This is a genomic window from Rhodococcus sp. BUPNP1 (assembly GCF_002215235.1).
GTDB lineage: Bacteria > Actinomycetota > Actinomycetes > Mycobacteriales > Mycobacteriaceae > Rhodococcus.
The window spans coordinates 17,143-36,752 of the sequence record NZ_NERM01000035.1 but is presented as its reverse complement, the minus strand read 5'-3'; the positions used below and the strand labels follow the sequence as shown (position 1 = coordinate 36,752).

Below are 19,610 nucleotides of genomic sequence, written 5' to 3'. Positions count from 1 at the left end.
TCCGACGGCAACAAATCCCTCGCCGCCCACCGACTCGGTGTGGCCCGCTCGACCCTCTACCGCAAGATCCGCGCACTGGGCCTGGAAAACGAAACGTTCGGTTCCTGACCCCTGAAACACTCTGTCGTATAACGGGATATCCTCGCCGCTGAGTCTGCGGGGACACCCTCTTCCTCACGCCGAGCGGACGTCTCCCCATCTCTGTTCGGGACAGCAATGATGCCGTTTGTACCTCGTCGTCGTGCACGGACGGTGTTGCAAAATAGGACACTCGCTGCGGCATCCGACGCCCTACCGTTCTCGAGTACGTATTCCATGAGGAGTACGCGCGTCGTTTCATGACCGTATCCCCCGAGGAGTGACCATGGCCCTGTTCGCTGTTATCTGGTCGTACACCACTGACGCATCCGTCAAAGAGGCCGCCCATGCCGACCACCTGGTCTTCGTCAAGGACGCGGCCGCCAAAGGCGTGCTACAGGAAGCGGGCGCCTGGGCCGACGGAGCCGGCGCGCTGCTCGTGTTCAAGGCGGACAGCGAAGACGACCTGCAGGCCCTGCTCGCCAAGGACCCCTATGTCACGCAGGGTGTTGTCGTCGACCAGACCATCTACCAGTGGAAGCCCGTCCTCGGACCCCTCGTGGGAATCTGACGACGAAGCGGCATGCCTAGCTTCTGTTGGTCACAGCATGCAGCATTTTTGCAGTTGACCAGACGATGGGACGCACAGTGTGTGCATTCGACGAAGGCGCGGATCGTATGTGGGGCCAGGAATTGCGTCACGTGACGTCCTGAGGCGCCCGTCGATACATGGTGGAGTGAACGCGCGGACGGAGATGCAGCCGGCCGATCGAGTGCTCGCCTGATCGGGTCCAACCAGATCCACGGGTTCGAGAGACAATCAGCGCAGGGTGCGGCTGTAGATTCACACAACCGACGTGTCAACGGAAACCGGTGTGACACGGCAATCTTGGAACAGATCTCTCTATCCTTGACGTGGGCGCTACGCCGGAAGTCAGCCACGGCTGTTCCCGCGCCCTCACACTCGGTTTCTATGCCCCCACCGCCCTTCAGAATGTCGCGCCCAGCGATCGCCGGGTCCTCGAAGCCTTCGGGATACCTGGGCGGGAGATCTGGGAGGCTCTGGCCAACGGAAACTGGACGTGTTCAGTAGATGTGCGCGGATGGTGCACGGCGAAGCCTTGGCCACCGAGCACATGGTCGAGACTCGGGTAAGAACTGTGCTCCACGCTCCGAGGCCACTGAACGAGCATCCAGAAACGATGGGGTGGCAAAGTCACGCAGTAGTGAACAATACTGTTACATATATTGATTGAGCAGGTATCTTCCGTCGACAGTCATGCGGTCCAGAAACAGCGAACTACCTGTTGACGGTTCGTCTCATGAGCATCCACCGAGAGCCACGTGTCGGCCGATGGTGCGTATGCGGCATGGGCGAGGCGGCGTGCCTCCGCCACTGGGCACGGGCAGATCCCACCTGCTGCCTGCGCTCGGGCTGCCGGGACCCTGCTTCGGTGATCAAAGGCGATGATCGAAGCAGGGTTCTCCGTCCTCGATAGAACACCCCCTTCGCCGGCGAGCTGTTCGCAGCATGTCGACGTAGCGACGGATCGCCGCAGTGCGCGCTGTGGTGTTCGTACTGGCCCATCCACGACCTGAATCGCTGACGCGGGTCAGAGTCGTCCTACCGATACCCATCGAGGTGTACGTTGCTGTCGTCGGCTCCGTATCGATGTGCTTACCCGGATCCGGCTTCATATCTCCAGTGAGAGAACGTATTCGCGCCGATTCCAAGCAGACCGAACACAGAGTGATCCGAGCTCGCTGGCCCGTCGCCGGAGATGGCGCTGAGTCAGTAACGACAGGAGGTCGTCCACACGATCATATGACAGGGGTCGTAGTGAAGGAGTAGATGCACGATGACCTTGTCCGGTCCGCACCTCGGGGTAATGCCTTCGGTTTGTCGTTCTCAACCTGAGTCCGGTTCCGACACCGCACCTGTCCATACGGCGGCGTCCCAGCGGAGCAGGACGGACGCCGCGGACCCGCGCACAGTTGTATCGAACATCAATCCAGGAGAAGCTGAGTCGAATTCGGATATTCGGCAAGAGTCGGAGTTCGATGCTGCAGGGTTTGTCGAGTTCGCCGAACGTCACCTCGAGTGGCTCGATCGGGTCGACAGTGCCGAAGCCCGAGCGTGGCACGAGGTGAGGTCCCGGGGTGGTCGGATATACACGTGTGTGCCTATGAACCCTGATGCCGAAGTCACCGAGCCGATCTGTATCGACCTTTTCAATGGGGACTTGTTGACATCACCGGCGCGTGAACACATTCAGGTTGCCACTTCTTCGCCGGCGATCAGGAAAACCTACGATCGCTGTGTCGCCACGATCGAGGCCGAACTTCCAGCCTATGACGTGCCTGATGCACTCGGGTTCTCCACGATACTGAACACCTATTTCGGGTACGCCTGTCAGACCGACTTGGTTTCCCTCCTCGCGCGTATCCCACCTGCAGTGCGCCCGAATCCCGCATAAGCACCGGGGTCGACTCGGCCGAGATCAGCCCTTGGACCCGATACTTCTGCGGCAGTCCTACTCACATTGCCGGGCTGCCCTTGTAACCGACGTTCGCAGTCGCGACTACCGAAGTCGACTTGCCGTCGTGAAACTCCTCGAGCGTGGTCACATTGCACGCCATGTACAGGGTGCGGAGATCGTCACCGCCGAATGCACAGGTGACCGACCAGGCCCCATCGATCGCAACCCTGTCGGTGATCTCTCCTCCCTCGACAACTCGGTAGAAGCCACTGTCCGACTCGAGGGTCAACGCGTTGCCGAACCACACACCGCCGTCAGCGTCGAGTGCGATGCCATCCGGGTGAACGGAATCGTCGAGCTGGGCCCAGATTCGCTCGTTGGCCAGGCTTCCGTCTTCCTGGATGTCGAACGCCGTGATGCAGTGCCGCCATGTCTGGGCGGTGAGAAGAACTCTGTCCGGGGTGATCGCCATGCCGTTCGGGAACAGAACTTCACCACCGACGGGGTTGATGGAGCCGTCTGCGGACACATGGACCAAGCGTGTTGTCTTCGGGTCTTCCTCCCCGAGAGCGAAACCGAAGTTTCCGACGTACGCATCACCTTTGCCTGTGACGATCATGTCGTTGCCGATGCCACCGGCGTACTGGCTGAAGTCAGCGTGCACCGACTGTGTACCGTCGGGTCCGATCCGCACGACGGTTCGATCCATCTGTGACACGACGAGGACCGAACCGTCATCCAGGAAGCCCAGTCCCGATGGCGAGCCTTCGACCTCGGCGACGTCGGTGTACGAACCGTCGGCGTTGAACGTCTTCACCGTCTTGCTGAAGAAATCACTGGCCCAGAGCTTGCCATGGTGCCAACGAAGACCTTCGAGGAACTGGTGACCGGTCGAGAAAACGGCCGAGCGGTGCTCTCTCATGATGTTCTCCATCCCGCCGCGAGGGATTCGCGGCGATGGTCATTGCTCGAGGAATGAAGGGTGCTTGTGTCCGGTGTGTCGGGTCCACTCAACGGTGGACTGTGCCTTTGACGCGGTCCGCCGCGAGCTCCCGCAATTTGAACTTCTGGATCTTCCCGCTTGCCGTCCGCGGCAACTCGTCGACGACGATCAGGCTTTCCGGGAGCTTCTGCCGTGCGATGTTGCGTTCGATCAACCAGCCGGTGAGATGCTCGAGCTCGATCTCGACTTCGGGCTCCGGTACAACGATCGCGCAGACTCGTTCTCCGAGGACGGGATCCGGCGATCCGACGACCGCGACGTCGGCAATCATCGGATGGGCGAACAGGTGGTCCTCTACCTCTTTGGCACTGAGATTCTCGCCGCCGCGGATGATGATGTCCTTCTTGCGGCCGACGATCTCGAGGTAGCCCTCGGTGTCGAGACGTCCGAGGTCACCGCTGCGGAACCAACCGTCCGCGGTGAACGCACTGTCGTTGAGTCGGTTGTCGAGATATCCGAGGAACATCTCCGGCCCGCGCAGCAGAATCTCACCGGGAACCCCTGGGGTCACGTCCTGCATGTCGTCGTCGACGATTCGGATCTCCGCAGACTTGATTGCTCGGCCATCTGTCGTTGCTCGTTTGGTCAAGGGATCGTTGCGCTTGCCGGCCGATGCCGTCGGAAACTCCGTCGATCCGTAGACACGCGCAACCAGAGCATCAAGGGTGTCGGTGGCCTCGATGACCAGGTCAGGGGGAACATCGGCGCCACCACAAAGGAAGTTCCTCATCGAGGAGAGGTCATGTGACGAGCCGGACGGGTCGTGGACGATCCCGTGCAGGAACGGAGTCGCAGCGACCGTCGTGGTGCAGCGGTGCTCGTCGATCAGACGCATGCCCGCCTGCGGACTCCAGACATCGAGCAGCGCCACGCCGCTGCGCAGCATCGGTGGTAGCTGGATCCCGTACAGGATTCCGGTGATGTGTCCGACCGGCGATGGCATGAAGATTACATCGGATTCGCTCAGTTCGAGAAGGTCGGCGATGCTGCGGTTCTCGTAGTTGAGAGTGTTGTGGCTGTGCATCGCGCCCTTGGGATCGGATGTGGTTCCCGAGGTGTACAGCAGTAGCACCACATCGTCCGGTGAGCGGTCGACACGGTTCGGCTTTTCCGCGCCTTCGACGAAGGCGTCGTACCGGATGCCGCTGGCTGGGCTCCCCTCACCGACTACTACGACGGTGGGTGGTTCGTCCAGTTCACGAGCGATCTCGCAGGCCATCGCCGCATAGTCGAAGTTCCGGAAGACCGACGGGACAAAGACGATTTTCGAAGCAGACTGTCGCAGAATGAACGCGGTCTCGGTCTGCCGGTAGATCGGGATGATCGGGTTGCTCACAGCACCGATACGTATGGCAGCCAGATGGACCACGCACGCTTCGATCCAGTTCGGTAACTGCCACGAGACGATATCGCCAGGCGCAATGCCATGCGCTTGCATGGCGCTTGCCAACGCGTTCACTGCTGCGTCGAACTCGGCGAAGGTCAACGATCGGGTCGGCTCGGCCAGTGCCATCCGGTCCGGTACCGCGGCGGCTGCGGTCGCCAGATAGTCGTCGATGAAGGCGCCGTCCCAATCCCCGGACGCCACGTAGTCGCGAGTGGGAGCGACATTTCCACCTCGTGGGATCATCAGACCGCCTTCGCCGTGCTTGCGTGTTCTGTGGTCTGCGCCAATGCTGCCGCACCGACCATCTCTTCCAATGTCCGGGTATCGCCGTACCAGGGTCGTAGGGCGAGCGCTCGTTTGTAGAACCAGTGCAGATCGACCTCGGCGGTGAATCCGATTCCGCCGTGCACCTGGATCGCGTCCTGGCAGACCTCGACGGCCACCTTGGAAGCGTGCGCCTTCAGCACAGCTGCGTCGACCGCTGTCGGCGCTCCGCTGTTCACCGTGTCCGCGAGTACGGAATCGCAGAGATTCCGAACCGAGGCGGCATGTACATGCATATCGGCGATGATGTGCTTGATCGCCTGGTAAGATCCGATCGGCCGACCGAATTGCTCACGCTCCTTCGCGTAATCGATCGTGGTGCGTACGCAATGGGCGGCGATTCCACTCAACTCACATGCGACGAGCGTTCTGACCCACGAACGGATCTCTTCGATCAGCCTCGGCGCTGCAGACGCATCAGCGAGCGGCGTGCCTGCGACGCCGTCCAGACCAACCGAGGCGAAAGACGAGAGCGGATCTGCGTTGGCATCGGTCTGGATCATCTCGAGGCCTCCCGCATGGGGATCGACGAGCCATAACTGCTGATCATCCGAAACGACGACCAGCTGCGTAGCATCACCACCGAACCGAACGAGGTGACAGCGTCCGAAGAGTCTGCCGTTGCGGACGGTGATCGATCCGCCGTCCCAGTCTCCGGTGGCGTGCGGATCGACGAGGGCCAACTGTCCGTCACCGCTCATCGCTGCCTTGAACACTGCGCGGGCGGTCTCCGGTGCATCAGCGGCCAGAACAGCAGGAAGTAGCGAGTTCTCCAGCAATGGCCCCGGTACCAGATACCTGCCGTACAGGGTGAACAACGGTCCGAGCGACGCCATCGGAAGCCCCAGCCCGCCGAACACCTCGGGTACAGAGGTAGCGAACACTCCCATCTCGCCGAGAACACCACCGAGCTCGGTGACCCTCCTCTCCGAGAGCACTGCGCGTCGGGTGGCGGAATCGTAACTGCGAGCGAGGAAGTCTTCCAGGCTGTTGGCCAGTTCTGCAGTAGTGGTGTCGTCAGCCACGAGGGAGTCCTAGCAGTCGTTCCGAGATGATATTTCGCTGAATCTGAGAGGTGCCGCCATAGATGGAGGTCGCCCGCGAATAGAGGTGGTCATGTGCCCACCGATCTGATGCCAGCCCCAACGGCCGACTTTCCTCGACGGCCCGGTATGGACCGAGAAGCTCGGCGATCTCCCCGAAAATTATCTGCTCGACCTCGTTGAGCAGAAGCTTGTCGACGGAATCCTCCGGAGTCGGGACCTCTCCCGCAGCGAGTCGCGCGACCGTTTTCTGCGTTTGCGCGCCCAGGACTTTCAATGCAACGTGTGCCTTGCCGATCGCTATGCGTACACGGCGTCCGAGCCCGGTTTCCGGCGCGGGAAGCCCATGATCTCGAAGCGCAGCGACGGCGTCTTCGAACGCGACCTCGTAATCGACTCGCCGGCGCAACGTGTAGGCGGCGCGCTCGATGCCGAGAGTGTGCGTCGCAACAGCCCAACCGCCGTTGAGCTCTCCGACAAGATTCCGCCGCGGAACGCGCACTTCGTCGAAGAAGACCTCACAGAATTCGCGGTCGCCCGTCATCTGCTCCAGTGGCTTCGGCGTGATTCCCGGCGTGGACATATCCACCAGCAGGTAGCTGATTCCGGCGTGCTTGTGTGCCGCAGGGTCGGTACGAACGAGCAGCGCACACCATTGTGCCTTGTGCGCCCAGCTGGTCCATACCTTCTGGCCGGAGATGACGAACTCGTCACCGTCGAGCACGGCCCGGGTGCGCAGCGAGGCAAGGTCCGATCCGGCCCCGGGTTCGGAGAAGCCCTGGCACCAGATGTGCTCACCGGAGAGCAGCTTCGGTAGGAGTTCTTCTCTCTGCCACTGCTGGCCGAACTCGTCGATCGATGGTCCGACGACGTCGAGGCCGATCAGACCGATAGGCATCGGCGCCCGGGCATAGGCCAATTCTTCAGCGAACGCCAGTTGGTGCAGATGGGACAGCCCTTGGCCACCGGCCTCCTTGCTCCAGCTGATGCCCAACCCTCCGGCTTCGAACAGCACTTGCTGCCAGTCGCGCAGAACATCGAATCGCTCGTCGAGATCGAGGGGAACGGTGGGAATGTCCGCGTCGGCCAGCCACGCGCGGACCCCGGACCGATACTCGGCCAGATCCGTCGTCATCTAGGTCACCTGCCCGTGTAGTGGGGAGTACGACGTTCGAGGAAGGCGTTGACTGCTTCCTTGGAGTCCTCGTAACCGGACAGTTCACCGGTGAGCGACTGCTCGTACTCGTAGCCGGACTTGAGGTCCATGTACTCGATGGTGTTCATACTCAGCTTCGCGAAGCGCAGTGCGGCCGGGCTGTGCCGGGCAAGTGAATCGGCGAGAGCCTGGGCACGAGTCATCAGCTCGTCGTTCGAGACGACCTCGACGATCCCACCGAACTTGTAAATGTCTGCGGCCGGCACCATGTCACCGCTCAGATGCATCAAGCGGACCATGCCTTGTGGGACGAGACGCGAGAGATGCTTGGCGCCACCCATAACCCCCACGTTCACTTCAGGCAATGAAAATCGCGCGTTCTCCGCAGCTACGACCAGGTCACACGAGGCTGCAATGCACAGGCCCGTACCGACAGCCGCACCCTGCACCGCTGCCACCGTCGGCTTCGCACTGTCCCGGATCGAGAAAAAGGCCTCGCGTACCTGTTTCATGCGTGCGGGCGAGTTCTCCGGCGACAGGGTCTTGAATTCTTCCAGGTCGTTGCCACCGCAGAAATGCTTGCCGCGGCCTGCGACGACGACGACACGCGCGTCGGGAAGGTACTTGTCGACATTGTCGAAGAACTGCTTCAGTTCGACGTACATGTCCTGGCTGACTGCGTTGGCCGGCGGGCGGTTGAGCCAGACCGTCGCAGTCGCTCCGGACTCCTCGAACTCGATAAACTCGAACGTTTCCATGCTGGTCCATCCTGTTCTGAACACCGTGAGCAAGCCTGCAGCGTCCGACATTAAGTCTATGACTGCTAATCTCTAGTCGGATGCTTGTCTCGTGAGATGAGAGCACATTAGGGACCTTATCCGCATTTTGTCAACGGCTACTAATTTTTCACCCCGCGCGGAGCACAGATGCAGTCTGCGTAGCCGCGCATCTCGCTCCGGATCGGAATGCCCGCTCGTGCACCACCTTTCGTCGACAAGTCGCAATACGCACTACGAAGCCGCAGTGCGGCACAGTAGGCAGCGCGGCAATACATGCAGCCCCCGGCCGGGTCGGCCGCTCCTTGCTCGACCGACCCGCTTCACCACCACAACTTCCCCACACAGCGTCATGCACGTCACAGCACGATGTCAAGGGATACTAACTTCAGGCCCCTGTCCTAGTACCACGCAATGGATCCACATACGTCGACGCAGACATCCCGAGCGGCCGGTAAAGCCCCAGCGGCGCCCAACAATCGTCGAGGACTTCTCCCCTAGCAACGATGATTCGCGAAGAAACTCCCCCCACCGGTGACAACAAGTCATCAAATGCTAAGAAGATCTCCTAAACCGACTCGAACCCCTCTCCTCGATCCCGAGAAGTAGGCCGCTCACCGCTCACGCAACGGCACACGGTCAGCATCGGGGAGAGGCGTGTCCTGAGATCGACGCTGGCGGTCTTTACGCGGCAGCCTGGACGATCCGGTTCTCCGCACGCCCACGAGACCGTCGTCCTCGACCCGTCGAGATTTCGGGCGCCTCGTCGTGAACCAAGAATCACTTGTCGGACGCTGCGAACCGATCAGCTTCCATGCGCTCCGAACGATATTGGGAGGCTATGTAAGGTCTCGATGAGGCCGGTCGGTGGGAGACCAACCCTTGACGCATCCGCGATACGCGGCGGGTGCGAAGAAGTTCGGGGCCGGTCGACGCATTCCACCCGGCACCATTACGGGTCGACTCGGCACACCGTATGCGGGTCTCGGGCCATCCCGGTGGACACCGGTCGCCACCTCGAGATCCCCGAGCCGCCTATGAGCTCAATTAAGTTAGCGATGGTTACCATTAGCGAAACGCTGCACCGTCCATACTTCGAGTCCGAGGCCGGCGGCTCCCCGACCACCGTGACCAACGACCGTGCAGAACACCTACATTCACTACAGTCGCATGGACGCGTCGGGAAGGCGCGGGTACCAGATCATCGCGAACACGAATTAGTGATTCTTGACATATTTTGACGACGGGGGCACCATCGTCCCATTCGGAGAGTGCGCGTTAGCGCTCGATGACATTCGTGAACTCGGGACATCGAAGGGTGCCCGCTGCGGCGTCCGACATCGACTTTGTCCAGAGCTGCGATCGATCAGATGAATCGAACAGCCCGAGGCTTCAGATCCAAGGTGCGAAAGGAATACACAATGGTCTCCCTACTCGAGGACACTCGTCCCGTAACCGAGGAGCTCGACGTGCTGGTAGTCGGCGGCGGGTTCGCCGGCGTCTACGCGCTCGAACGCCTGCGCGCGTTGGGGTTCACGGTGAAGCTGTACGAAGCAGGCTCCGAGGCCGGCGGTGTCTGGCACTGGAATCAGTACCCCGGCGCCCGGGTCGATACCGAGGCCACGGCGTACCAGTTTTCCGACGAGCGCATCTGGAAGGAGTGGGACTGGTCGGAGATGTTCCCCGGTCAGGAGGAACTGCAGGAGTACTTCCGCTTCGTGGTCGACAAGCTCGAACTCGGTCCGGAGATCCACTACAGCACTCGCGTGCTCGCAGCCCGATTCGACACCAGTCGCGATCAGTGGGTTGTCGAGTCCCGCAACGAGAATACCGGTGAGACCTTTCTGACCCGGGCACGGTTCTTCCTTCCGATGCTCGGTACGGGTTCCAAGAAGCTCATCCCGAACATCGCGGGGCGCGACACCTTCGAGGGCGACATCTTCCACACCGCCGAGTGGCCCACGGGCTACGATATGCGCGGCAAGCGCGTCGCGGTGATCGGCACCGGCGCCAGCGGTGTACAGGTCATCCAATCGATCGCCCCTCAGGTGGAGTCGATGACGGTCTTCCAACGCACGCCGTCGATGACGCTACCGATGTATTCGGCCAAGCTCGATCATGCCGCGAACGAGGAGCTACGCAAGAGCTACCCGAAGTTCTTCGAGTTCCGCAACCAGACGTTCGGTGGTCTCGCCTACGACCTGGTCTACAAACCGACAGCCGAGATGACCGACGAGGAGTTCACCGAAGGACTCGAGAAGCTGTACGCCGAAGGAGGCCTACAGATCTGGCTGGGCGGTTACGCCGATCTGTTCTTCGACGTCGAGGTCAGTAACCGAATCTACCGTTTCTGGCGCGACAAGACCCGCGGCCGGATCAAGGATCCCGTCCTCGCCGAGAAGTTGGTTCCGACCGAGCCTCCGTATCCCTTCGGCTCCAAGCGATGCCCGCTGGAATACACCTACTACGAAGCCTTCAACCAAGACAACGTCGAACTCGTGGACGTCAACGACAACCGCATCGATCACATCTACGAGAACGGCATCGTCACCGCTGATGGTGTCGAGCGCGAATTCGACGTCATCGTCCTGGCGACCGGATTCGACTCGTTCACCGGTGGCCTCTGCGACATCGACATCGTAGGCACGAACGGTGAGACCTTCGGCGAGACCTACGCGAACGGTGTTCACACCCTCCTCGGTCGTGCCACCTCGGGTTTTCCGAACATCCTCTTCGTCTACGGACCGCAGAGCCCGTCGGCCTTCTGCAACGGACCGACCTGTGCAGAGCTCGAAGGAGACTGGGTGATCGACTGCCTGGTCAGTATGCGTGAGCGGGGCCTGACCCGGATCGAAGCGACGCCGGAGGGCGAGAAGGAGTGGCAGCAGCACTTCGAGGAAGTCACCGCCGCCACGATCTTCCCGCTCGCGGACTCCTGGTACATGAATGCCAATGTGCCCGGGAAGAAGCGTGAACTGCTGGCCTACCCCGGTGGTCTGGCCCAGTACCTGAAGAAGAACCAGGAGTCGGCAGAAAACGATTACGCCGGCTTCGTCCGCACCTGAACACAGTGATGTGACGGCACGGGTGCTGGGGTCGGACAACCCCAGCACCCGTGCCGTCACTGTTGAAGTAGATGGATGCGCCGCTCCACTGTGTGAGCTCGACGTTCGAGCCCGAGGTCACCGAATACTCGCTCACGGCGATGAACACTGCGCTCGAGCAGTTTTCGGAACCTCGGCAGGTCCTTCGATCCGAACGACACGGTCGGGACCTGGCCGGCATCCGCCCGACGTCGACTACGCCCTCAGGTCCGAACGCACCAATATGGACGACGTCGACGCCGATCTGTCACGTACGGCCCACCAGGCGGTCGTCTCCAACTCCGGTGCTCCGACCGGTCGAGAGCGGGAGAAGGGTCCGGTTCGAAAACCGACCTACAGATCGGAAGGCAGAGGCGTGCCTGACCCACGCGTCCCAGCACGCCGGTCGACATCAGTCTGCAAACAGGGCATGCACTACCCGATCGAGCTCGGATTCGAAGTCCGGGGAGCGGAGGAAATGGGGAATCCGAACCAAGTCGTGCACCACGGTGACCGCGATGCTCACGAGCGACTGCGCGGCCGCCGGGTCGACATCCGGCCGGACCGAGGAGTACCACCGGCGCAGCTCGGAGACAAAATCGTCATTGATCCGCTCGAAGCGCTCACGATCCTCGTCTGGAAGGTAATGCCCTTCGGTCAGTGCCACGGCGAGGAGATCCACGGCCTCGATTCCGAGACGCACGTACCCGGAAATCAACGCGGACAACACTTCGGCCGGATCAATGGAGGTGCGCAGCGCTCGAACGACCTCCAATGCTCGCCACTCGGCGAATCGCTCCATCAATGCGACGAGGATGCTCGACTTGGTCTTGAAATACCGGTAGATCGCCGGACCGGCGAACCCGACATCCGCTCCGATATCGTCGATGCTGACGCCGGCATATCCACTGCGACGAAAGGCTGCCGCCGCGGCCGCAAGCAACTGCTCGCGCCGCGCCATCGGCACGTTCTCGACAGTCGGCGTCTGCCGGCGACGCACAGGCTCGACTGTCGGCGCAGCGATGATCCGTTCGCATGCCGTTGCCATCACGGTAGCGAGACGAGACCGCGAAAGCGCGCTGTCGTAGAACGCCGGGCTGGTCAAGACGCTGACAACCGCCCAACTGCGAACATCGGTTGCGAACGCGCCGAGGCCGGGGTGGCACGGACGGATCAGTCGACCGGCAACGTTGTCCGAGATCCACACTGCCCTGCTTCGTACGGTTCGGAAATCATCCTCGTCGAGATGGCGTGCTTCACGCTGCCACAGCACCGACAGCCGGCGACTTTCGATACCGACACGCGCCAGGTAGTCGAGATGCCGGGCCAGCTCCTCATCCGACTCGACCTCTGAGATCGAATCCAGAGCGTCGATCCAACGCTGTTGATCCTCATCGATGATGCGGGCGAGGAGTTCCTGCTTGTTCTTGTAGTGCCGATACACCGCACGCGCGGTGACTCCACTCGCCTCGGCGATATGGTCTACGCGAACGGCGTGAAAGCCCCTGAGTGCGAACAGCTCACGTGCATTGTTCGCAATCTGCACATTGCGGTCCTTCGGCCGACGTGACGTCGGTGCAACTCGTGCTTCAGCCCCCATGGGTCTCTCCGTTCATGACGGGCTCAGCTCCGGACCTCGCCTCCGGTAGACACGTCGCGTCGCTGTTGAGCATGTCGGTCCAACTACGCCCCAGCCAGGGCGCTCCCCCGTCGGGTCGTGCGAGACTGCTACGTCGCTCCGGTTGAACGAGCACAGACCTCCTCCAATCTTCCGGAGACACTTCGCAGCCACACACCGACCACGACAAGTTGTTACCTCAGGTTACCTAATTTGCGCCTGCGACCCGACATGAACCACCCGCAAGCACATATCATGCAGGTTGTTTATCTCAGATGAGAGGTCAAACCACCATCTGGTGACGACCACTGACAGTTATGGACCATTGACTTACTATCCTATCGGTCGATAGGATCGGCCGAATGGACGTCCGAAGACCGAAGGCTGAAAAGTGAAGAGCTGCTCGGCATTCCCACACCGTCATGGTCTGTCCGTTCCCGAGACAGACAAGATGCCGGAGGCGTCCTTCCACCGCCACAGCCATCCGAGCGACACGCGAATCAGCGTGAATCACCGCCCTGACCCGGCGCCCTCAGATCCGGATTCTCGCTGACGATGTCGAGAAGAACCTCGATGACGGCCTGCACCCGTGCCAGGCGAGCCAGTTCTCGCGGAACAACCAACCAATAGGTTCTCTCGGCCACGAACTTGTCCGGGAGTACGGGCACGAGATCGGGATCGGCATTACCGATGTAGGTCGGGAGCGGCGCGATACCCACCCCGTACCTGACAGCCTGATAGTGGCCGGTGATGTTGTTCGTCTGGACATGCGCGCGATCTTTGGGCAGGAGACGCTCGAGTCGACGTAACGGCTCGACGTCCAAGATGGCGTTCACGTACCACACCAACGTGTGGTCCTCGAGGTCGTCGAGGGCCTCGATGGCACTGTGCGAGTCGAGGTAGCGACGTGATGCATAAAGACGCAGGTCGTAGTTGGCCAGCTTGCTGACAGACACCGATCGTGGTGACGGCCGTTCGAGAGTGACTGCGAGGTCGAAGTCGCGACCGGTCACCAGATCGTGTGTGGTCGACGTACGCAACTCGGTGAACAGGTCAGGGTGTCTGTCGCGCACCATGCCCAGTCCCGGAACCAACACATAGGCGCCGAAACCGTCCGGGGTGAGAATCCGGACAGTGCCGTGAAGACTGCCGGATCCAGCGGACGATGTCGCGTCGAGTGCAGCCAACAGAGTCGATTCGACCGCTTCTGCGTACGGCACCAGACGCCGGCCGGCCTCGGTCAGTTGCCATCCCGACGATCCCCGGTCGAACAGTCGCGCTCCCATGTCTTTCTCGAGTCTGGTGATCCTGCGCGACACCGTGGTCTGATCGACGTCCAGACGTTTGGCCGCGTCCACGATCCGCCCGGTCCGTGACAACTCCAGCAGAAAACGCATGTTATCGGCGGTGAACATCCCACTCCCTCGCTGCTGCAAAATTGCAGTTCTCACTGCGAAGATACTCGTTGACCGCGGCACATATGCACCGACAGACTCGAGAAAACCACAGAGTCACAGGAGCACATAACCATGACCGTCATCCCACACTGGTTGGACAACAAGCCCTTCACCGGCACCAACGGCACATCGGCCCCGGTCACCAACCCCGCCACCGGCGCAGTGACTGCAGAAGTTGCACTTGCGAGCACAGACGACGCCCGCACGGTGATCGAGGCAGCCGCGGCGGCGTTCCCCGCATGGCGAGATACCTCGATCGCCAAGCGCACACAGATTCTGTTCGCATTCCGTGAACTGCTCAACGCCCGCAAGCAGGAATTGGCTGCGATCATCACCTCCGAGCACGGCAAGGTGCTCTCCGACGCGCTCGGTGAGGTCTCCCGCGGCCAGGAGGTCGTCGAATTTGCCTGCGGCATCGCCCACCTTCTCAAGGGTGGGATGACCGAGAACGCGTCGACCAAGGTCGACATGGCGTCGATCCGCCAGCCCATCGGGCCGGTCGGCATCATCTCCCCGTTCAACTTTCCCGCCATGGTTCCGATGTGGTTCTTCCCCATCGCGATTGCCGCCGGGAACACCGTGGTCCTCAAGCCGTCGGAAAAGGTTCCCACGGCAGCGCTGTGGATCGCCGAACTGTGGTCCGAGGCGGGTCTGCCTGCCGGCGTGTTCAACGTCCTGCAGGGTGACAAGACAGCCGTCGACGAACTACTCACCAATCCGGCGATCAAGGCCATCTCCTTCGTCGGGTCGACCCCCATCGCGAAGTACGTCTACGAAACCGCAACCGCCCACAGCAAGCGCGTCCAGGCACTCGGCGGCGCGAAGAACCACGCCGTTGTTCTGCCGGACGCCGACCTCGATCTGGCCGCCGACGCGATGGTGAACGCGGGCTTCGGCTCCGCCGGTGAGCGCTGCATGGCGATCTCCGCACTGGTCGCGGTCGGGGACATCGCCGATGAGCTGGTTGCAAAGATCAAGGATCGCACCCTGAGCCTGAAAACCGGCGACGGCACAAAGGACTCGGATATGGGTCCATTGGTGAGCAAAGCACATCGTGACAAAGTGTCTTCCTATATCGACGCCGGCGAAGCTGCCGGCGCCACCGTCGTAGTCGACGGCCGGGCCGTGCAGGCCGATGGCGGAAGCGACGGATTCTGGCTCGGACCGACCCTTCTGGATCACGTCACCACCGATATGAGCGTCTACACCGACGAGATCTTCGGCCCCGTCCTGTCCGTCGTACGGGTCGAGACCTATGACGAAGCCCTCGAATTGATCAACTCGAACCCCTACGGCAACGGCACCGCCATCTTCACCAACGACGGCGGCGCAGCCCGCCGCTTCCAGAACGAAGTCGAGGTCGGTATGGTCGGCGTCAACGTCCCCATCCCCGTCCCCACCGCGTACTACAGCTTCGGCGGCTGGAAGAACTCCCTCTTCGGTGACACACACGCCCACGGCACCGAAGGTGTGCACTTCTTCACCCGCGGCAAGGTCGTCACCACCCGCTGGCTCGACCCCAACCACGGCGGCATCAACCTCGGCTTCCCTCAGAACGACTAAGGACGGCACCATGAGTATCCAGATCGCCTTCCCACGGTTCCTGCGAATCGGCGGGGGCACCGTCGACGACATCGGGGACGTGATCCGTCAACTCGGATTGCAGCGCCCGGTAGTGGTGACCGACAAGTTCCTCACCTCGACAGGCACGTCCGAACGGATCTTGACTCTCCTGCGCGAAGCACGCATCACACCAGCCCTGTTCGACGACACCGTTCCCGACCCCACCACCGACTCCCTCGAAACAGGGCTCGCCCTGCTCGCCGATCACAACGCCGACTCGGTGATCGGCTTCGGTGGCGGCAGCCCGATGGATACTGCGAAGGCGCTGGCCGTCCTCGGGGTCCGCGGGGGCCGGATGCGGGACTACAAGGTCCCGCACGTCTACACCGGACCAGCGCTTCCCGTCGTCGCGATCCCGACCACCGCCGGCAGCGGCTCGGAGGCTACGCAGTTCACCATCATCAGCGACAGCGTCACGGACGAGAAGATGCTCTGTCCAGGCCTGTCCTTCCTGCCCATCGCAGCAATCGTGGACTTCGAACTGACAATGTCCATGCCCCCTCGCCTGACTGCCGATACCGGAGTCGATGCACTTACCCATGCGATCGAGGCGTATGTGAGCCGAAAAGCCAACCCTGTCTCCGACGGCCTCGCACTCGCAGCCATGCGCACCATCGGCCAGAATCTGCGCGCCGCGTATGAAGACGGCGAGAACAAGCAGGCACGAGAAGCCATGATGCTCGCCGCTACCCAGGCCGGCATGGCGTTCTCGAACGCGAGCGTGGCCCTCGTTCACGGAATGAGCCGACCCATCGGCGCGCACTTCCATGTCGCGCACGGGCTGTCCAACGCCATGCTGCTCCCGGCGATCACCGCATTCTCCGTCAAAGGCGCCGAGTCACGATACGCAGACTGCGCCAGGGTCCTCGGTGTGGCCACCGAAGCCACCGGTGACGGTATCGCCGCGCAGTCCCTCGTCGACTCCCTGGCCGAACTATGTCATGACCTGGCTGTTCCCACTCCCCGCGACCACGGTATCGACCGAGCTCGCTGGAACGATCTGATCCCACTGATGGCGCAACAGGCGCTCGATTCGGGTTCGCCGGGCAACAACCCGGTTGTGCCCACTGTCGACGAAATCGCCGAACTGTACGTCGAGGTCTACGACTAGCGTGGATGCGATCCGCGCCCCGCGCTGTCCGACGAGTCAGGGTGAGAGCTCGAGCGGCAGGACCCTTTCGGTCCTGCCGCTCAGCCGCCCCCATCGCCGGGGAGCTCGCTCCGCAACGATGTCACCGTCGTCATGAACTCATGCACTCAGTCAGGACGTGAACGTCCGGATACAGCATCGAGATAGGCAGAAGCTGTACCCGTGATCCGCGTACCCTCGACGATCATCGGCCAGGTCCCGTCCATACCGGCGTCGACGGCGGCACGGCTGAGCTGACGCTCCCAGAACGCAGCGGACCCGAATTCCGAACGCCACTGCAACGCAGGCAGGGTGAGCCGGTGGAGGGTGTGCTCATGGGTGGTGCCGATTGCGCCGTGCACTTGGTGAGTGTTGCGCACCGCCACGGCCAGCGCTGGTGAGACCACACTGCGGGCCACCGCGACACGAAAGGCCGAGAAGTCGCCGGCAAGGTCGTCGGTAACAGCGTCTGCGAGAGCGGTGTCGACGGCGGCACGGGCAAGGACGGACTCGGCTGCAGTGTCGACCACGAGATTCTGCACGGACTGGAACCGCGCCAGAGGGCGCCCGAACTGAGCGCGGTCGGTGGTGTGTGCAACCGCCGAAGCCAGCATGCCCTCCATAGCGCCGACGCACTGGATCGCACGGATGAGAGCGCCGCGCAGGACGTAATCCTCGACGGCACGGGTGTCCACCGGTGTCCAGGTGACGTCACCGTCGACCCGGACCGACCCGAGGGGCACCTCGGAGATCCCCTCGACCGCCTCGACGGTCAGCCGATCGGTGGGCACGTCCGCGATCTCGTAGCCCGCATCGACCCGACGCACGCAGACAACGGACCCGGTGGCGCCAGCCCACGGCACACGTTGCGCGAGGCCGTCCGCCCTCAGGACGGCGACGGTCGCTGTGTCCGACGACGAGTCGTCGAGGCCGGCCGCGCGCCTCAAGGGACCTGCCAACAGATCGGTCTCGGCGAAGGGCACGGCCACGCCGCCAGCGGCGGTCGTGCGTAACAGAGCAGCGGCCTCGACCCAACCCGCGCCGCTGCCCCCGGTCTCCTCGGGTGCGGTCAGCCTGGCCAGTCCGACCGCACCCAAGGTGGCCCACACAGCGGCCGGATCCGGCTCGATGTCCGGCCCCGAGTGCCCAGCGACAAGATCGTCCATGAGGTCCTGGAGATCCCCGTCTACGGCAAGATCGATTGTGCTCGCGGTCGTGGTCATCAGCGCATCCCCAGCCCCCGCGCGATCACGCCGCGCAGGATTTCGTTGGTACCGCCGCGAAGTGTGAACCCCGGACGCTGGTGTAGTCCGGCCCTGCACAGAGCCTCGATTTCCGCTTGCCCGTCCATGGTCTCGTCACCCAGCCGATCAGAGACGTACTCGACGAGGTCGCCTTCCATGCTGGTACCGAGGAGTTTGACCAGGGCGGCGGCGGTGTCGGCCTTCTCGCCCCGTTGAAGGGCTCCGGCGATGTTCTGGCTCAGTGCGTGCAGTCCGACCATCCGGGCCACAGAACGTCCCAGGTCGGTGCGCTCGGGCAGCAGTCCCTTTCGGACCGCGCCGATCTCGGCAGCCAGGAGCCGGAAGGTCGAAAGGAAACGCTCGGGTCCACTGCGTTCGAAGGAAAGCTCCGAGTTGACCTGTTCCCATCCGTTGCCCAACGTGCCGAAGACCCTGGCGTCGGGAACGAATACCTCGTCCAGAACGACCTCGTTGAAGTGGTGGTCGCCGGAGAGGGAAATGATCGGCCGGATCGTCACGCCTCGGGAACGGAGGTCGACGATGAACTGGCTCAGGCCCGCGTGGCGGTGTGCCGTGTCGAGTGGTTCCGTGCGGGCCAGCACGATGAACGCCTCAGCGTGGTGGGCGCCCGAGGTCCACACTTTGGTGCCGGTGACGGTCCAACCGCCCTCCACTCGGGTGCCGCGGGTCCGGACACTGGCCAGGTCCGATCCTGAGTCGGGCTCACTCATTCCTATGCCGAAGAAGCACTCACCCGCAGCAATTCGGGGAAGGTACTTGTGCTTCTGCTCTTCGGTGCCGTATCTCAGCAGCGATGGTGCAATCTGGCGGTCTGCCACCCACTGCGCTGCAACCGGAGCGCCTACCGCGAGCAGTTCCTCGGTGACAACGAAACGCTCGAGATGGGTCCGGCCGTGCCCGCCGTACTCGGTCGGGATGGTCATTCCTACCCAACCGTGCTCGGCGAGGCGGCGGGTGAAGTCCTCGTCCCACCGGGTGAGCCAGGTGTCGATGCCCGGTGTCAGTGTCCCTGCCGCGGTCTCCTTCTCGAGAAAGGTGCGTACCTCGGCGCGTAGAGCATCCATTTCATCAGTGGTCACCGTCGTCGGCGGCGCGACGGAGGGGTTCATAGTGCCTCCATAGGAAGTTCCGGCTGGGGCGAGGCCCGACATGCTCGCGTGAATTTCGCCGCCGAGTAAGCGGCGGCCG

The 19,610-nt window shown here is 62.3% G+C and carries 15 protein-coding genes; 6 read left to right on the top strand and 9 right to left on the bottom strand.

Going from position 1 to position 19,610, the window contains the following annotated elements:
• The 3 genes from B9C99_RS23180 to B9C99_RS25685 all read left to right on the top strand — a co-directional run.
• On the top strand, positions 1-108 hold a 108-nt coding region (locus B9C99_RS23180; RefSeq protein ID WP_143543590.1), incomplete at its 5' end, for a helix-turn-helix domain-containing protein.
• A gap of 256 nt (positions 109-364) precedes the next feature.
• On the top strand, positions 365-649 hold the full coding sequence (locus tag B9C99_RS23175; protein WP_088899482.1) for a YciI family protein: 285 nt from the start codon (positions 365-367) through the stop codon (positions 647-649).
• A gap of 1,288 nt (positions 650-1,937) precedes the next feature.
• The gene (locus B9C99_RS25685) at positions 1,938-2,555 is read left to right on the top strand and encodes a hypothetical protein (protein ID WP_143543591.1); all 618 of its coding nucleotides are present in this window, start codon (positions 1,938-1,940) and stop codon (positions 2,553-2,555) included.
• Between the two features lie 61 nt (positions 2,556-2,616).
• On the opposite strand, the gene B9C99_RS23170 is transcribed toward B9C99_RS25685, so the two are convergent.
• The 5 genes from B9C99_RS23170 to B9C99_RS23150 form a co-directional block, all read right to left on the bottom strand.
• Entirely contained in the window at positions 2,617-3,480 is an 864-nt protein-coding gene (locus tag B9C99_RS23170) for an SMP-30/gluconolactonase/LRE family protein (RefSeq protein ID WP_088899484.1), read from the bottom strand.
• Between the two features lie 88 nt (positions 3,481-3,568).
• Positions 3,569-5,191, bottom strand: coding sequence for an AMP-binding protein (locus B9C99_RS23165; RefSeq protein ID WP_088899481.1), 1,623 nt, complete (start codon positions 5,189-5,191; stop codon positions 3,569-3,571).
• The gene (locus tag B9C99_RS23160) at positions 5,191-6,297 is read right to left on the bottom strand and encodes an acyl-CoA dehydrogenase family protein (protein WP_088899480.1); all 1,107 of its coding nucleotides are present in this window, start codon (positions 6,295-6,297) and stop codon (positions 5,191-5,193) included. The genes B9C99_RS23165 and B9C99_RS23160 overlap by 1 nt, the downstream gene beginning before the upstream one ends.
• The gene (locus B9C99_RS23155) at positions 6,290-7,450 is read right to left on the bottom strand and encodes an acyl-CoA dehydrogenase family protein (protein ID WP_088899479.1); all 1,161 of its coding nucleotides are present in this window, start codon (positions 7,448-7,450) and stop codon (positions 6,290-6,292) included. Before B9C99_RS23155 ends, B9C99_RS23160 begins: the two co-directional genes overlap by 8 nt.
• Positions 7,451-7,455: 5 nt before the next feature.
• Positions 7,456-8,229 carry an enoyl-CoA hydratase-related protein gene (locus B9C99_RS23150; protein ID WP_088899478.1) on the bottom strand — a complete coding sequence of 258 codons (774 nt, stop codon included), beginning with the start codon at positions 8,227-8,229 and terminating at the stop codon, positions 7,456-7,458.
• A gap of 1,439 nt (positions 8,230-9,668) precedes the next feature.
• Between B9C99_RS23150 and B9C99_RS23145 the strand changes: the two genes are divergently transcribed.
• Positions 9,669-11,312, top strand: coding sequence for an NAD(P)/FAD-dependent oxidoreductase (locus B9C99_RS23145; protein WP_039585267.1), 1,644 nt, complete (start codon positions 9,669-9,671; stop codon positions 11,310-11,312).
• Positions 11,313-11,742: 430 nt separating this feature from the next.
• Here B9C99_RS23145 and B9C99_RS23140 read toward each other — a convergent pair whose 3' ends face one another.
• Both B9C99_RS23140 and B9C99_RS23135 read right to left on the bottom strand, forming a co-directional pair.
• Positions 11,743-12,876: a TetR/AcrR family transcriptional regulator gene (locus tag B9C99_RS23140; protein WP_072740604.1), complete on the bottom strand. Its 1,134-nt coding sequence runs from the start codon at positions 12,874-12,876 to the stop codon at positions 11,743-11,745.
• 572 nt (positions 12,877-13,448) lie between these two features.
• Positions 13,449-14,363: a LysR family transcriptional regulator gene (locus B9C99_RS23135; protein WP_088899477.1), complete on the bottom strand. Its 915-nt coding sequence runs from the start codon at positions 14,361-14,363 to the stop codon at positions 13,449-13,451.
• A gap of 114 nt (positions 14,364-14,477) precedes the next feature.
• Here B9C99_RS23135 and B9C99_RS23130 point away from each other — a divergent pair, with 114 nt between their 5' ends.
• Positions 14,478-15,968, top strand: a complete 1,491-nt coding sequence (locus tag B9C99_RS23130) for a CoA-acylating methylmalonate-semialdehyde dehydrogenase (RefSeq protein WP_088899476.1) — start codon at positions 14,478-14,480, stop codon at positions 15,966-15,968.
• 10 nt (positions 15,969-15,978) lie between these two features.
• On the top strand, positions 15,979-17,139 hold the full coding sequence (locus B9C99_RS23125) for an iron-containing alcohol dehydrogenase (RefSeq protein ID WP_088899475.1): 1,161 nt from the start codon (positions 15,979-15,981) through the stop codon (positions 17,137-17,139).
• 146 nt (positions 17,140-17,285) lie between these two features.
• On the opposite strand, the gene B9C99_RS23120 is transcribed toward B9C99_RS23125, so the two are convergent.
• Both B9C99_RS23120 and B9C99_RS23115 read right to left on the bottom strand, forming a co-directional pair.
• Positions 17,286-18,380 (bottom strand): acyl-CoA dehydrogenase family protein, encoded by a 1,095-nt coding sequence (locus B9C99_RS23120; RefSeq protein ID WP_064061483.1) that lies wholly within the window; start codon positions 18,378-18,380, stop codon positions 17,286-17,288.
• The gene (locus B9C99_RS23115) at positions 18,380-19,531 is read right to left on the bottom strand and encodes an acyl-CoA dehydrogenase family protein (protein WP_064061482.1); all 1,152 of its coding nucleotides are present in this window, start codon (positions 19,529-19,531) and stop codon (positions 18,380-18,382) included. Before B9C99_RS23115 ends, B9C99_RS23120 begins: the two co-directional genes overlap by 1 nt.
• Positions 19,532-19,610: the final 79 nt, after the last annotated feature.

What these genes read in the sequence shown, in the direction of transcription:
- B9C99_RS23120 (WP_064061483.1), bottom strand. Translation starts at nt 18,380, where the DNA reads ATGACCACGACCGCGAGCACAATCGATCTTGCCGTAGACGGGGATCTC.
- B9C99_RS23175 (WP_088899482.1), top strand. Translation starts at nt 365, where the DNA reads ATGGCCCTGTTCGCTGTTATCTGGTCGTACACCACTGACGCATCCGTC.
- B9C99_RS23170 (WP_088899484.1), bottom strand. Translation starts at nt 3,480, where the DNA reads ATGAGAGAGCACCGCTCGGCCGTTTTCTCGACCGGTCACCAGTTCCTC.
- B9C99_RS23165 (WP_088899481.1), bottom strand. Translation starts at nt 5,191, where the DNA reads ATGATCCCACGAGGTGGAAATGTCGCTCCCACTCGCGACTACGTGGCG.
- B9C99_RS23135 (WP_088899477.1), bottom strand. Translation starts at nt 14,363, where the DNA reads ATGTTCACCGCCGATAACATGCGTTTTCTGCTGGAGTTGTCACGGACC.
- B9C99_RS23115 (WP_064061482.1), bottom strand. Translation starts at nt 19,531, where the DNA reads ATGAACCCCTCCGTCGCGCCGCCGACGACGGTGACCACTGATGAAATG.
- B9C99_RS23155 (WP_088899479.1), bottom strand. Translation starts at nt 7,450, where the DNA reads ATGACGACGGATCTGGCCGAGTATCGGTCCGGGGTCCGCGCGTGGCTG.
- B9C99_RS23150 (WP_088899478.1), bottom strand. Translation starts at nt 8,229, where the DNA reads ATGGAAACGTTCGAGTTTATCGAGTTCGAGGAGTCCGGAGCGACTGCG.
- B9C99_RS23130 (WP_088899476.1), top strand. Translation starts at nt 14,478, where the DNA reads ATGACCGTCATCCCACACTGGTTGGACAACAAGCCCTTCACCGGCACC.
- B9C99_RS23145 (WP_039585267.1), top strand. Translation starts at nt 9,669, where the DNA reads ATGGTCTCCCTACTCGAGGACACTCGTCCCGTAACCGAGGAGCTCGAC.
- B9C99_RS25685 (WP_143543591.1), top strand. Translation starts at nt 1,938, where the DNA reads ATGACCTTGTCCGGTCCGCACCTCGGGGTAATGCCTTCGGTTTGTCGT.
- B9C99_RS23125 (WP_088899475.1), top strand. Translation starts at nt 15,979, where the DNA reads ATGAGTATCCAGATCGCCTTCCCACGGTTCCTGCGAATCGGCGGGGGC.